Origin of the sequence: Neobacillus citreus (genome assembly GCF_018343545.2) — a bacterium.
Lineage (GTDB): Bacteria > Bacillota > Bacilli > Bacillales > Cytobacillaceae > Neobacillus > Neobacillus citreus.
Map to the genome: position 1 here is coordinate 259945 of NZ_JAGYPE020000001.1, position 13720 is coordinate 273664.

Annotated in this window: 12 protein-coding genes; 5 read left to right on the forward strand and 7 right to left on the reverse strand. The window is 40.9% G+C overall.

What is annotated here, in order from left to right; all coding sequences use genetic code 11:
• Nucleotides 1-151 precede the first annotated feature (151 nt).
• The 3 genes from KHB02_RS01240 (at nucleotide 152) to KHB02_RS01250 (ending at nucleotide 2661) form a co-directional block, all read left to right on the forward strand.
• Nucleotides 152-1378, forward strand: a complete 1227-nt coding sequence (locus KHB02_RS01240; RefSeq protein ID WP_338088249.1) for an MFS transporter — start codon at nucleotides 152-154, stop codon at nucleotides 1376-1378.
• 14 nt (nucleotides 1379-1392) lie between these two features.
• Nucleotides 1393-1677: a hypothetical protein gene (locus tag KHB02_RS01245; RefSeq protein WP_213140532.1), complete on the forward strand. Its 285-nt coding sequence runs from the start codon at nucleotides 1393-1395 to the stop codon at nucleotides 1675-1677.
• Between the two features lie 219 nt (nucleotides 1678-1896).
• On the forward strand, nucleotides 1897-2661 hold the full coding sequence (locus KHB02_RS01250; RefSeq protein ID WP_213140533.1) for a sulfite exporter TauE/SafE family protein: 765 nt from the start codon (nucleotides 1897-1899) through the stop codon (nucleotides 2659-2661).
• A 54-nt stretch (nucleotides 2662-2715) separates the two neighbouring features.
• Here KHB02_RS01250 and KHB02_RS01255 read toward each other — a convergent pair whose 3' ends face one another.
• From KHB02_RS01255 to KHB02_RS01270, 4 genes are read right to left on the reverse strand one after another with little or no spacing between them, the layout of a single operon-like run.
• On the reverse strand, nucleotides 2716-3819 hold the full coding sequence (locus KHB02_RS01255; RefSeq protein WP_213140534.1) for a GerAB/ArcD/ProY family transporter: 1104 nt from the start codon (nucleotides 3817-3819) through the stop codon (nucleotides 2716-2718).
• The gene (locus KHB02_RS01260; RefSeq protein ID WP_241113648.1) at nucleotides 3816-4034 is read right to left on the reverse strand and encodes a hypothetical protein; all 219 of its coding nucleotides are present in this window, start codon (nucleotides 4032-4034) and stop codon (nucleotides 3816-3818) included. The genes KHB02_RS01255 and KHB02_RS01260 overlap by 4 nt, the downstream gene beginning before the upstream one ends.
• Nucleotides 4035-4037: 3 nt before the next feature.
• Nucleotides 4038-5192: a Ger(x)C family spore germination protein gene (locus KHB02_RS01265; protein ID WP_213140535.1), complete on the reverse strand. Its 1155-nt coding sequence runs from the start codon at nucleotides 5190-5192 to the stop codon at nucleotides 4038-4040.
• The gene (locus KHB02_RS01270; protein ID WP_241113650.1) at nucleotides 5189-6748 is read right to left on the reverse strand and encodes a spore germination protein; all 1560 of its coding nucleotides are present in this window, start codon (nucleotides 6746-6748) and stop codon (nucleotides 5189-5191) included. Before KHB02_RS01270 ends, KHB02_RS01265 begins: the two co-directional genes overlap by 4 nt.
• Before the next feature lie 164 nt (nucleotides 6749-6912).
• On the opposite strand from KHB02_RS01270, the gene KHB02_RS01275 reads away from it, so the two are divergent.
• The gene (locus tag KHB02_RS01275; RefSeq protein ID WP_213140537.1) at nucleotides 6913-7188 is read left to right on the forward strand and encodes a YqhV family protein; all 276 of its coding nucleotides are present in this window, start codon (nucleotides 6913-6915) and stop codon (nucleotides 7186-7188) included.
• A 114-nt stretch (nucleotides 7189-7302) separates the two neighbouring features.
• Here KHB02_RS01275 and odhB read toward each other — a convergent pair whose 3' ends face one another.
• Together odhB and KHB02_RS01285 are read right to left on the reverse strand one after the other, a co-directional pair.
• Nucleotides 7303-8547, reverse strand: coding sequence for a 2-oxoglutarate dehydrogenase complex dihydrolipoyllysine-residue succinyltransferase (odhB, locus tag KHB02_RS01280; RefSeq protein WP_213140538.1), 1245 nt, complete (start codon nucleotides 8545-8547; stop codon nucleotides 7303-7305).
• 50 nt (nucleotides 8548-8597) lie between these two features.
• Entirely contained in the window at nucleotides 8598-11486 is a 2889-nt protein-coding gene (locus tag KHB02_RS01285) for a 2-oxoglutarate dehydrogenase E1 component (RefSeq protein ID WP_213140539.1), read from the reverse strand.
• Between the two features lie 168 nt (nucleotides 11487-11654).
• Here KHB02_RS01285 and KHB02_RS01290 point away from each other — a divergent pair, with 168 nt between their 5' ends.
• Nucleotides 11655-12539 carry a LysR family transcriptional regulator gene (locus KHB02_RS01290; protein WP_213140540.1) on the forward strand — a complete coding sequence of 295 codons (885 nt, stop codon included), beginning with the start codon at nucleotides 11655-11657 and terminating at the stop codon, nucleotides 12537-12539.
• 55 nt (nucleotides 12540-12594) lie between these two features.
• Here the strand turns inward: KHB02_RS01290 and KHB02_RS01295 are convergent, their stop codons facing one another.
• Nucleotides 12595-13620 carry a patatin-like phospholipase family protein gene (locus KHB02_RS01295; protein WP_213140541.1) on the reverse strand — a complete coding sequence of 342 codons (1026 nt, stop codon included), beginning with the start codon at nucleotides 13618-13620 and terminating at the stop codon, nucleotides 12595-12597.
• Nucleotides 13621-13720: the final 100 nt, after the last annotated feature.

Here is a 13720-nt window from a genome sequence, read left to right on the forward strand (position 1 = left end):
ATTCAAAAACTAGGTGAATGTGTAGATATTGGGCCTATTCCTCAGAAATTAGGCATTCGCCTTGTATAAACTTATGTCCCCAGTCAAACAATAAAAGAGCTTATTTAAACGATAGGGGTGCACTCCATTGCCAAAACAAAAACACAAAGGCATGACGATTTTTGCAATTGGTTCAATCCCGATGATTTTAGTCTTAGGAAACTCAATGTTAATCCCAATCCTCCCGAAAATGAAATCGGAGCTAGATATTTCTCAATTTCAGGTAAGTTTGGTTATATCGGTGTTTTCGATTGCAGCTGCAATTTCGATTCCGGTATTAGGGTATTTTTCTGATCGTTTTTCAAGGAAAGCGGTCATCATTCCATCCCTCATTTTATATGGTATCGGCGGGCTTTTAGCAGGTGCTTCAGCAGCGTGGTTTGGCAGCTCCTATACTTGGATTCTTGCCGGCAGGGTCATGCAAGGAATAGGCGCAGCGGGGACAGCACCAATTGCCATGGCGTTAACAGGAGATTTATTTAAGGGCGGAGAACAAAGTAAGGTATTAGGGTTAGTAGAAGCATCAAACGGTTTTGGCAAAGTTATTAGTCCAATCATCGGCTCATTATTGGCCCTCATTTTCTGGTACGCCGCCTTCTTTGCCTTTCCGATTTTCTGTTTCTTATCAGTGTTATTGACCATCTTTTTTATCAAGGAAAAGAAAACAAAAAAAGAGCCGCCGCCAGTTGGAAAATATGTAAAAGGCCTTGTTTCCGTTTTTAAAACTGAAGGACGCTGGCTTTTTGCCGCTTACTTGACTGGAGCAGTATGCTTATTTACCTTGTTTGGCATTTTATTTTACATTTCAGATATTCTTGAAAAGGACTATCAAATTGATGGAATATTAAAGGGGGCTATCTTGGCCATCCCACTTTTATTTATGACCACAACCTCTTACATCACTGGAAGTAAAATCGGTAAGAGAATGAAGCTGATGAAAGCACTGATTATTATTGGACTTCTCTTGATGACCGGCTCATTTGCATCGTTAATTTTCACTAAAAAGCTGATTCCGTTTTTTTCTGTACTTGTTATAAGCAGTATCGGAACAGGGCTTGTGCTGCCTTGCATTAACAGCTTTATTACCGGCTCAGTTCCGGCAGACAGGAGAGGATTCGTCACCTCCTTATATGGCTCCGTCCGTTTCTTAGGCGTCGCCATAGGGCCGCCTATCTTTAGTAAACTAATGGATTGGTCTCGGTCCGGAATGTTTTTAACGACGGCCGGTTTAACCCTTATTTGCGCTTTACTATGTATGGTATTGATTCATGTGGCGAAAAAAGAGTCTTCGAAGGAAAAGGAAAATGATACGCTATTTGAAAAATTGCAGTTTACGTAAGGGAGCTGAAAACAGTGCAAATATATTTTTCACCTGAAGTCATCACTCCTCATTTTCAGGTCCTAAATGTTGTCGATTCCACCAATAAAGCCGTCGGCAATGTTGCCTTCTTATTTGATGAGAAAAAACTGTTCGTATATGGAATTTTGGAAGAGGAGGGGGTCGGACTCGACTTTAAGGATCTTGTTACCCCTTATATCAAAGGGATGACAAAAGCGAAACCAGGGCTTGATATTTTCTCTTGTTTATATGTTGGCTGTAAGAAAATTAAATTGAGTGAGGAAGAAGAAGAAAAATAAATGAAAACTCACCGATTGGCGAGTCCGATAGGACGAAGACAGAGGCGTAGTTGAATTTATGCGTTAAGAAAATTTAGGGGAATTTTCTTATTAGCTAATATTTTTCGCAAAAGAGGGCCATTGTCCTCTTTTTTATTTGAATAAATGGGCTGACAAGGCATTTGACTACTTCATATTTTATTGATGAAATGCAGTTTAGAGATATTGGAGTGTTTGCCTATGAGTGTCGGCATCATTATCATGGGGCTTTTCATTGGCTTTATGGTCGGATTAACTGGGGTTGGCGGAGCTGCTCTTTTAACACCAATCCTCATTTTATTAGGAATCAGTCCTTCGATAGCGGTTGGTACAGACTTATTTTATAACTCGATTACAAAGCTATTTGGTTCCATCCAGCATTGGCGGCAGAAAACCATCAATCTAAAACTTGTTAAGTATCTTGCCATCGGCAGCATCCCCAGCGCCCTTTTAGCGGTTGGACTGCTTCATTTATTTGATTCCTTTTTCCATAACCAGGAGCAGATTATCAAGCATGCCCTTGGATATGTACTTATTTTGGTTGCAGCGGCCACCCTGTTTAAAACATTTATGAAGAAGAAAATAGAATGGAACCCTATGCAGCTAAAACCTCTGGAGGAGAAAAGGGCCTTAACCATCACAATTGGAGCGGTATTAGGCTTTATTGTCGGGTTAACCTCGATTGGTTCCGGTTCATTATTTGCCATAGCCATGCTTTACTTATACCGGATGAATTCGTCTGAACTGGTTGGAACAGATATTGCCCATGCATTTTTGTTGGTTACCGCTGCAGGTTTTATGCATGCTGGAATTGGCAATGTTGATTATTTATTAACTCTAAATTTGTTGTTAGGCTCCATCCCCGGAGTTCTAATCGGAAGCACGTTATCGTCAAAATTCCCCGCAAAACCATTACGAACAATCATGGCCTTGATGATTTTATTTAGCGGTATAAAATTAATCTAACAGCAGGATGTCCCATAAAGAAACACGGCTTTTATACCGTGTTTCTTTCCCTATTCAAGACGTATTAGCTGGTTTAGTTTCTTTCTTTTTAAGAACCGTTCTTTTCAAAAGGAGGAATAAAATAACAATGGATCCTTCCAAAAAGATTCCGAGTGAATTCCATGCATAAAAGGAAAAATGGATATGTTCCATGCTGTTTTTAAACAATAGAATCGATAAATACCCGAGTGTAAACGCAATCGGCAGAAGAAATTTATTTGTATTGGATTTATAGAAATAACTAAAACAAAAATTAATCACATACATTAGAAATGCTACTTTGCAGAAGAAAACCGGAATCCAAACTGACACAATGACTAAATCCAGCCGGTCAAGAAAATCAGTTAAGTTGATTTGCTGGACAAGTACATAGGTTGGATAGGCTGCTTCACGGACTATTTTTGTTCCTAAAACCGAGATGTTCAAAATAAGAAGTACCAAAAACAGAAACACACCTAAAGCCGTACCGGTGATAACTGCTTTTCGGGCTGCTTTTAGCGGATTAACATTTGCAATGATCAGAATGAAAAAAAACAGCTCCCCTATCCAGGAGAAGGATATAAAAACAGATTTCGTTAATGCTTTAAATGATTGCAGGCCAGGAAGCGGCTGCAAATTTCCCGCATCCAGTTCGTTGAGCAAAAGAAATGGCAGAAAAAGGACCACAATGATGAAAATAAAAAAATGGATGGCATTAATTCTTGCAATCACCTCTATTCCAGCCATGCTGATATAAATGATTACCAAGGTCGATAGAACCATTAACATATTAATAGGGGTGTTTGGCAAAAGTACGGATGCCACAAAATCAACAAGCGCCCGTAAATCACGTACAAAAACAAATAGAGCTAAAAAGAAAAATAAAATGATGATCCCTTTTTCCAATAGGCTCCCTTTCTTTCCGATGGCAAAGAGATGTTCAAATCGTTCCACCTTCCCTTTCTTTCCAAAAATCAGATAAATGATCAATATTAAAAATGGAAATGAAAGAATCGGGACAAGCCAAGCGTTCTGCCGTCCCGTATGAACGATAATTTGCGGCAGGCTGATAACGGCTGCACTCATAATAAAGTTTGCAATTAGAAAGATTAACTGAAGATTGGAGATTTTTTCCTTCATATGTTCACAACCATTCTTGACAGCCTTCCAAAGGAATCATTTAAAAATGTAGTAACACTATTTAAAGAAAGATGCAAACCCGTCAAAACAGTGCATCCGACAGTTAACATAATGAACAGGAACACCCACTTACGCTCTTTTTTATCAATAATTTTCGCCTTGAAAATAATCACAACATAAATGGTAAGAGATAACCAAACAATTGCTATATCCATATGTTAGTTCCTTTCCACATTCCCGGTATTCGTTGTTCTTTGAATATCGGCGTCCACCTTAACCGTTACCTTTAAGTGAGGCAGCATCGATTTCCAATTCTGCTTCCACTCATGCTCCCATTTTTGATGATGACGTTTAAATAAAAACCATCCGAATCCATAAATATCTATACCTTGTGTATGAGCACGTTTCAATATTGAATGGATATCATTCTTTATTTTCTCTTCCATATTTTCAATAATTTTGTTATAGGTTGCTGGGTCTTCGATTCGTAAATTTGCTTCATTTTCCACCAGATGCCCTGTTACCCTGACGGAAATGGCAAATTCAGGGTTCCCATTCACTATTTTTAAGTTTGGGTGGACACTATTTTCGTTAATATGAACTGTCATTTCCTTATTTTTCGAAACGGAAAAAGAATAGCTTTTCTTTTTCATCCGTTCGAGCAGCCATAAGATGCCGTGAGATTCCCTTTTACTTGTAAAGAAGGAAAGCTTGTCAGCCTTAAACACAGCAAATCTGCCCATTAGTACCTCTTTTCCATCGCTTTCCTTTTTTAATGTCCCAGTTGGTTCAACCATCGGAATGATCAGAGACTTTCCTTGCCGGTCTAAATTTTGCAGGACATCCATCACGGTCAAGTTCGCACCTGCTTTGGCCATTTCCCGCATCGCTTCAGCGGACGATAGTTCCATTCGCGGCTGGGCTTTTAACATTTTAACAGCCTCTCCTTTTGAAACAATTAGAAAGGTTGATAATCTTGACTGAGGCTGGGTAAAAACAGCATTAAGAATTTCCCTTATTCCTTCTTTTGCCTGATCCTCACCAATTACCAAGACCCTGCGGTGAGCAAAATAAAGCTTTCTTGATAATCTTGCCTGGATGTCTTCAACACCTTCCCTGATGTTTCGTCCGGTCCCGGTTGCGATAAGAAAAGGCCCCTCACCGCTAGTCCCGCCGCCTCCCCCGCTCGAGCCAGTTCCGCCTAAAGAGCTTGGCAAAGGTACCTGCACAGAAAAACGGTATTGCTGCTTCGGGCCCTTATCAACTCCCGTTCCAACTACAAATGCCAAATCGTTTATTTCCGTTCGATCCCAACAGCCCGTTAGTGGTATGAGAAGGAACAGGATCAATAATAAAATCCGGGCCTTCTTCATGATGGACTCCCTTCTTCGCCAGCCTTGGGAGGGCTAGGCATTAAATGATCAGCTTGTCTGATTACATCCTCTTTTACCAACTGATTTGGTCTCTCATTCATTGCCCACCATGGGACCCTGATTAAGGTATCCTTTAGAGCTTTAAATGACATTGGGGCGATAGGCCAAAAATATGGAATCCCAAATGATCGTAGTTTGCATAAATGTGTCAATATAATCAAGAATCCCAATATCACACCAAACAGCCCAAACATACCGCCGAGAATCATCAGCGGAAAGCGGAGCATCCGTACAGAAATGGACATATTGTACCTTGGAATTGTGAATGATGCGATACCGGTAAGCGCAATCATAATAACCGTTGGCGCGGAAACAATACCGGCTTCTACCGCCGCCTGCCCAATAACCAGGGCACCAAGAATCCCTACTGCCTGTCCGACAATTTGCGGAAGTCGAATTCCCGCTTCCCGCAATGCTTCAAACGCCAATTCCATAATCAGCGCTTCTACAAACATGGGAAACGGTATGGCTTCCCGGCTTGCGGCAATTGATAAAAGCAGCGAAGTGGGAATCATCTCCTGATGATAGGTGGTTACAGCGACATATATACCCGGTAATGTGATGGCAATAAACACGAAGGAAATTCTGAGCAGCCTTAAAAAAATAAAAATATGAAACCGATCGTAATAATCTTCACTTGACTGAAAAAACTGCCAAAAGGTTGCCGGCAAAATTAATACAAAAGGTGTCCCGTCAACGATGATGGCAATTCTGCCCTCAAGGAGGTTAGCAGCCACTGTATCGGGTCTCTCGGTGTTTTGAATTTGGGGAAACATGCTCCAAGCACTGTCCTCAATGAACTCTTCAATATAGCCACTTTCTAATATCCCATCGATTTTTATTCGCTCAATCCTTGAGAGGACTTCTTCCACTAATTCCGGGGGCGCCAAACCTTCCACATACAAAATGGCTAAGTTCGTTTGCGTTTCTTCCCCGACGTCTTTTGAAAGAATTTTTAATCGATTGGAGCGGATCTTATGACGGACCAGAGCCGTGTTTACCCTTAATATTTCGGTAAACCCTTCACGCGGTCCGCGGACGGCAGATTCTGTCGTGGGCTCTGAAACCCCTCTTCGTGCCCCCCCTTTAGCATCGAAAATAATCGCCTTCGTCAGCCCATCAACCAATAGTACGGTATTGGCTTTCAATACGTTGCTGACCACTTCATCCAATTTGATTGTTTCTGATACAGAACTGATCGAAATAACTCTTTCTGTCAAAAACTCTGCTGTAATCCGGTTTACTTCATGTTCTTCGATTAGTTGTTTTAACCCATGAAGTTCAATGGATTTCGTATCTACAAAGCCATCTACAAACAGCAAACAGGCATGGACGTTGCCAGCAATCAACGGACGAAAGACAACATCAGTACAATCTTGAAACAGTTCTTTTAAAATTTCTATATTATCCTTTAAATCAGCTTGAATTTCCTTATGTGTCTCATCACTTGATAGTGATTTTTCTTTAGAGGATTTCAATTTTTTTAATTTCTTCATTGGAGTCCTCCGTGTCGATAATTTTGGCCGTGGATATTTCAAAACCATTTTTAATATTACCCAGTAGTTGAAAATTATCCCTTTTGGTATTTTTAAAAACTTGTCCTTGTATACGGATTGTCTTCATATAATGAGGATGACTAACTGTTTTCAGGGGGTTACATATGTTTATTTTTATTGAAAAAGCAGTTTTGGCCATGGCTATGCTGAGGGTCTTGTCTGGCAGTATCGAAATATTTGCTGCTGTGCTGATGATAAAATTTAATTCAATTGAAAAAGCACTTATCGTTAATAGTTCCCTTGCACTGGTCGGGCCAGTGATCCTCATATTGACAACCACCATCGGCGTTCTTGGAATGGCAGGGGGAGAATTATCGATTGTAAAAATATTGTGGATCTTTTTTGGGGTAAGCTGTATTTTAATTGGGGTGAAATGGTGACTAAAAAGGGAGATTACTGGCTGCTCTGCCGCTCCTTGATGAGTAAAAAATAACCTACTCACGTTTAAGAGTAGGTTATCCTGCTATTATTCCAAAGGATTCCTCAGTAACTTTTTATCCTTCTAATAAAAGAGAGTGAGGATCTTCCAATAATTCTTTTACTGCTGCCAGGAAGCTGACAGCTTCTTTACCGTCGACAATTCGATGATCGTATGAAAGAGCGATATACATCATGGGGCGGTTTTCCATTCTTTCTGCATCAATGGCAACCGGCCTTGTTTGGATTTTATGCATGCCGAGAATACCCACTTGCGGGCTATTCAAAATCGGTGTGGACATTAATGAACCAAACACTCCGCCATTTGTAATCGTAAATGTTCCGCCTTGCAAATCATTTAAAGTAAGGGCGTTATCACGAGCTTTTTTACCAAGAGTGCTGATTTCTTGCTCGATTTCGGCAAAGTTTTTCTGGTTGGCATTACGGACAACCGGTACAACCAAACCCTCTGGGGCGGCTACGGCAATTCCAATATCATAAAACTTTTTAAGAATCAATTCATCGCCTTGAATTTCAGCATTTAACAGTGGGAATTGTTTTAAGGCTGAAACCACGGCTTTTGTAAAGAACGACATAAACCCTAGTCGAACACCATGTTTTGCAAGGAATGCATCCTTCCTCTTATTACGTAAATCCATAATGGCGGACATATCCACTTCATTAAAAGTAGTTAACATCGCAGCTGTATGCTGGACTTCCACTAAGCGCTTAGCGATCGTTTGACGGCGGCGTGACATTTTTACACGTTCTACTGGTTTATCAAACTCAACATCTATTTGTTGTGCTGGTGCCGTTTTTGGGCTTGCCTTTTCCACTTTTGGAGCTTCCGGTACTGCCGGTTTTTGCGTATGTGCTTTCACATCATCCGGACGAATTCTGCCAAGCGGGTCACTGCTGTTTACTTGGTGTAAATCAATTCCCAACTCTCTTGCCAATTTTCTTGCCGCTGGTGAAGCAATCGGACGAGCAGCTATAGATAGTTCCGGTTCAGGCTGGCTAATTGGTTGATTGGTTGTTTCTTGTGCCGGTTTTTCCGGTGCTGCTGCCGGAGCAGCCCCCTCAGCTGCATTCTCTTCGATAATGGCAATTACATCGCCTACTTCTACTGTATCGCCAGGCTCTTTTAATAGCTTAGTGATAACCCCTGAGTCTTCGGCATTTAATTCAATATTCACTTTGTCCGTTTCCAACTCTACGATACTATTCCCCTTGGTGACTTTGTCTCCAATATTAATGAGCCATTGTGAAATGGTTCCTTCTGAAATGGATTCCGCGAGCTCCGGTACTTTGATTTCAATCATGTGTCAAATCCTCCTGAGTATTTTGTTAAGTCTCTTATCACATTTCATATTTAGCGTGTGACGAACTTTTCCTCTTGTTTCTGTGTATCTACTAGACTCTCAGAATTTAATGCCTGTTGGACAATGCGTTCTTGTTCCATTTTATGAACGAGTGGATCTCCGCCTGCTGTGCTTGAACGGTATTGGCGGCCAATGTAACCGACGGACAATCTGCCTTCTGCAAGTTCAAATAAGGTTGGGGCAATATAATGCCACGCTCCCATATTCTTCGGTTCTTCCTGCACCCAAACGATTTCCTTCAAGTTGGGATAACGCTTGAAAATTGCTTCTATTTTTTCGAATGGGAATGGATACAATTGTTCAACACGAACGATGTGTATCTCATCCAAATTTCGATTTTCTTTACTTGAGTCGATTTCAACTGCCAGATCAATGGCCATCTTACCCGTTGTTAACACTAATCGTTTTACTTTATCTGTCGCTTTTCCGAGCTGCGGCTGTTCGATCACCGTTTGGAAACTGCCTTCGCTGAGAGCGGAAGCAGGAGAAGCGACCTGCGGGTGACGGAGCAGACTCTTTGGTGTCATAATTACCAATGGGCGAACAAATTCTGAACCTAAAGTGGCTGCCTGACGGCGTAAAATATGGAAATATTGGGCCGCACTTGTCAGGTTGGCAACAGTCCAGTTGTTTTCAGCTGCCAGCTGTAAGAACCGTTCAGGTCGAGCGCTGGAGTGCTCAGGGCCTTGGCCTTCATAACCGTGTGGCAGAAGAAGAATTAACCCTGATTTTTGCCCCCATTTTGCTCTTGCTGATGACACAAATTGATCGAACAAAGGTTGTGCCGTGTTAGCAAAGTCGCCATACTGCGCTTCCCACATGACAAGTGTCTCTGGTGCAAATACATTATAGCCATATTCATAGCCTACCACTGCCGCTTCTGATAGCGGGCTATTATGAACCGCAAACGAAGCGTTTGCCTGCTGAAGTTGGTGCAGTGGTGAATATGTTTCGTTTGTTTCTTCGTCATGAAGAACAATGTGTCGCTGTGCATACGTTCCACGCTCAGAATCTTGGCCCGTTAGACGGATCGGTGTACCTTCTTGTAACATCGTAGCGAAGGCCAGTACCTCTGCTACTGCCCATTCCACTTTCCCGTTCTCTTCCAATGCTGTTTCCCGGCGCTCAAGAATCCTCTTTAGCTTTGGATAAACATGGAAACCTTCCGGCCAATTCAGCAATTCCCGATTTAATTCTTGAAGAGTATCAAGCGGTACTTTTGTTTCCAGCGGTGGAATTCCTTTCGCTATAACACCCGGAACAGCTGCTTCTGCCGGTGGTTCACCCTGCTTCTTCTCTGACGCTTTGTCATACTCAGCCTGCAATAGTTCCTGCACGCTAAGATCGATTTGTTCAACTTCTTGTTGATTTAGAGTTCCGTTAACTAACAGTTGAGTAGAATACAATGCTCTTACAGTTGAATGCTTGGCGATTTTTTTGTACACCTTTGGCTGGGTAACCGCAGGATCGTCCATTTCATTGTGGCCAAATCGGCGGTAACCGACTAAATCAATCACAAAATCCTTTTGGAAACGAACACGGTATTGATAAGCAAGGCGAACAGCTGCCAGACATGCTTCTGGATCATCTGCATTCACATGGACAATCGGAATCTCAAATCCTTTTGCTAAGTCACTGGAATATCGAGTTGAACGAGAGTCGTGGCTATCTGTCGTAAAACCGACCATGTTATTCGCAATAATATGGATGGTTCCTCCTGTTCCGTATCCTTTTAATCCACCTAAATTCAAAGTTTCCGCTACAATTCCCTGGCCTGGAAAGGCTGCATCGCCATGGACCAAAATCGCAAACGCTCTTTTAACATCCTGCTCCGGATAACCAGGTTTCTTTCGTTCCTCTTGGGCGGCCCTGGCAAAACCTTCGACTACCGGATTGACAAATTCAAGATGGCTTGGATTATTCGCCAAGGTAATACGAGTGCGAACGGTACCAGTGCCTTCAACGAATCGATTGCGTCCTAAATGGTATTTCACATCCCCTGTCCAGCCCTCGCTAATGTCGACTAAATCTGCTGACGGACCTTGTTGTTTGGCGTGGGAGTGCTGAAATTCAGAGAAAATCTTGCTGTATGGTTTTTTTAACACATGTGCGAGAACACTTAAACGTCCGCGATGCGCCATCCCAATTGCAACGTTGCGGACTCCTTCTTCAACACCTTCACGCACTGCTTCATCAAGCATTGGGACAAGCATGTCTACACCTTCAATGGAAAATCTTTTTTGACCAACGAAGGTTTTGTGTAAAAATTGTTCAAATCCCTCAACTTCTGTCAAACTCTTTAACAGGTTTGTTCGTTCTTCTTTAGATAAGGAGCGTTGTAAGAAACCCGTCTCCACCATCTGAGTCAGCCAAATTCGTTCCTCCGAATCACTAACATGCGTAAACTCGTATGCAAGGGATGATGTATAGCGTTCCATTAAACGGTTCATGGCATCAAATGCGGTTTCAACATCTTCCGGTGCCTCTTCCCAAACCAATTTAGCTGGTATCGCTTTCAAATCCTGTTCACTTATTTCATGTTTTACAGGATTGAACAACTCTTGACCCTTTCGATTCTCCTCCAAAGGATTTATGTTTGCTGCCAAATGGCCATTTGTACGAATGTTTTCAAGCAGTTTAGCCGCTTTCATTACTTTCTCTATACTTGCTGAAGGAAGAGCAGATACATTTTCAACGGTTTCTTTTATTTGAATTGTTTCATAGGACAATGGTGAGCCCCATTTAATGAAAAGCTCTTTTAATTCTTGATCAACGGATTCTTCTCCGTTCGTGAACCGTTCATATTGTTCAATTACGTATCCAAGGTTCGGACCAATAAATTTTTTCCATGGATTTGGTTGGTTGTCCTTTACTCCCATTTACAATACCCCCATGATTCAGTTCTGATGTTTTATATTTAAATAGATAAATAGTAATAATTATCAATTGCCTATGGATAAGGATAATGTAATAATTGAAATAAATAAAATGCTAAAAAATTATATTTTATTATAAAAATTATTTATATCAGATAGATAGGTGGAACAATGGATTATCGCGATTGGGAAATATTGAAGGTACTATATAATCAAAAAAATCTAACGAAAACAGCTCGTCTATTATTTCTGACTCAACCTGCATTAACGAGCCGATTAAAACATATGCAAGAAGAACTGGGTGTTAAAATCGTAACCCGTGAAAGCCGTGGTGTACATTTTACCCCGCAAGGAGAATATCTTGTCCAATGTGCCGAGGAAGCACTGGCCCATTTTCAAAAAATCAAAGAAAATGTCCAAAGTATGAGTAATAACGAAAAGAATGAAGTGGCAGGTACGTTGAAATTGGGGGTATCCAATTATTTCGCGAATAATGAACTTCCTTATCTTTTAAAATTATTCAAAAATCAATATCCCCATGTGGAATTCAAAGTGATAACAGGATGGAGCAGAGACGTAACACAGCTCATTCACAATAAGGATGTTCATATCGGTTTTGTTCGAGGAGACTATGGCTGGAGGGGGTTATCGATCCATCAATTATTTGAGGAAACCATCTGCATCGCTTCTACGAAGCAGATTGATATAACGGATCTTCCTCGTCTCCCGAGAATTGATTATAGAGGGGATTACTTATTAAAATCAATAATTGATCATTGGTGGGCTGAAAATTATGCGGAAGCACCCTTTATCAGTATCGAAGTGGACCAAGTGGATACGTGTAAAGAGATGGTTATAAATGGTTTAGGCTATGGCATCTTGTCCAGCAGGGTACTTGCCGGAATTGAAGACTTATACAAAATTCCATTAACGGATCAAGAAGGAAGTCCTATCTTGCGAAGAACTTGGATGTATTACCATAAGGAATCTATGGAATGGAATGTTGTCAATGCATTCGTCCATTTCATCGAAAATTTAGATTGGAAAAATCATTAAAAAGACATGTTCAAGATAAAAAGATTCAGACTAATTTGGTCTGAATCTTTTTATCTTACGGCCGATTTGCCGGCGGTTTGTCGGCACCATCATACCATTCAAAATATTTAAGGGCGAATTCCTTTCCGGATTTCACAAGTGCTTCTTTTCTTTGGCGGTCAAGGTCAAAATCTGTTGTCTTAACGCCTAAAGTGTCGATATAGATTGTTCGTTGCCAATCATCACTATGCAGATGCTGATTTTCTTGGACCTCGAGGATTGTTTCAACCAAATTCCACATGTAGGAAAATAAATTCTCAATTTCATGGCGCGGCGGTTCGGATTGATCCCGGAAAGCAGCAATTTCTCCGGCTGAATCCAGACGAAATCCAAGCGTTTCCTTATTAAAAACATAAGGATTTATGTTTTTCCCTATTTGGTTCAGGTGATTGTTATGCTTCTCATAGTATTCCGGGACGTTATAGTATTGCTCAACATATTTCATACGGTCAAAGAGCTTAATTGGATAGTTATCTAAAACACCGCCGTCCACATAAACATCACCGCGGCTATTTGTTTTGGCTGTAAAAAACAGCGGGATTGACATCGAAATGCGGACAGCATCGGCGATACACATCCTTGGCGTGTGTTCAAAGGAAAATACTTCTCCAAAATGAGTGGATAAATTGGTGCCTACAAAATATAGGTCGCGAAATTGGTTTTTCTGCTTTAGGTTATTAACATCCTTAAAAGTGGCTTCACTATTATTGGTTTTTTCTTTAACAAGATTAGCAATCCAATTTCGAAAATAATCTCCTTTATACCAGCCATATTGATGAATCAATCGATTAGTATCTAAAACAAGCCCCCACGACTCATCCATGAAATTTCGAAAATTCATCTCGAGCAAGATTTTTTTTATTTCCGCTGTGGAAAAATTCAACCCTACAAGCAGGGCAATAATGGCACCCGCTGAGGTACCTCCCACCCTCTGAATATCCTTAAGGATCCCCTTTTCATTTAATACCTCCAAAGCCCCGACATATGCAATCCCCTTAACCCCTCCACCTTCAAATACTAGATTTTTAAAATGATAACCCATAATCGGCGCCCCCCGTAACAAAGTCATAATATTTTTAATTATAATTTGTTGGAATTGATTTTTTTGTAAAAAAATGTATATCACTAAATTATAAAAAGTG

What these genes read in the sequence shown, in the direction of transcription:
- KHB02_RS01240 (WP_338088249.1), top strand. Translation starts at nt 152, where the DNA reads ATGACGATTTTTGCAATTGGTTCAATCCCGATGATTTTAGTCTTAGGA.
- KHB02_RS01250 (WP_213140533.1), top strand. Translation starts at nt 1,897, where the DNA reads ATGAGTGTCGGCATCATTATCATGGGGCTTTTCATTGGCTTTATGGTC.
- KHB02_RS01260 (WP_241113648.1), bottom strand. Translation starts at nt 4,034, where the DNA reads ATGGATATAGCAATTGTTTGGTTATCTCTTACCATTTATGTTGTGATT.
- KHB02_RS01275 (WP_213140537.1), top strand. Translation starts at nt 6,913, where the DNA reads ATGTTTATTTTTATTGAAAAAGCAGTTTTGGCCATGGCTATGCTGAGG.
- odhB (WP_213140538.1), bottom strand. Translation starts at nt 8,547, where the DNA reads ATGATTGAAATCAAAGTACCGGAGCTCGCGGAATCCATTTCAGAAGGA.
- KHB02_RS01285 (WP_213140539.1), bottom strand. Translation starts at nt 11,486, where the DNA reads ATGGGAGTAAAGGACAACCAACCAAATCCATGGAAAAAATTTATTGGT.
- KHB02_RS01290 (WP_213140540.1), top strand. Translation starts at nt 11,655, where the DNA reads ATGGATTATCGCGATTGGGAAATATTGAAGGTACTATATAATCAAAAA.
- KHB02_RS01255 (WP_213140534.1), bottom strand. Translation starts at nt 3,819, where the DNA reads ATGAAGGAAAAAATCTCCAATCTTCAGTTAATCTTTCTAATTGCAAAC.
- KHB02_RS01265 (WP_213140535.1), bottom strand. Translation starts at nt 5,192, where the DNA reads ATGAAGAAGGCCCGGATTTTATTATTGATCCTGTTCCTTCTCATACCA.
- KHB02_RS01295 (WP_213140541.1), bottom strand. Translation starts at nt 13,620, where the DNA reads ATGGGTTATCATTTTAAAAATCTAGTATTTGAAGGTGGAGGGGTTAAG.
- KHB02_RS01270 (WP_241113650.1), bottom strand. Translation starts at nt 6,748, where the DNA reads ATGAAGAAATTAAAAAAATTGAAATCCTCTAAAGAAAAATCACTATCA.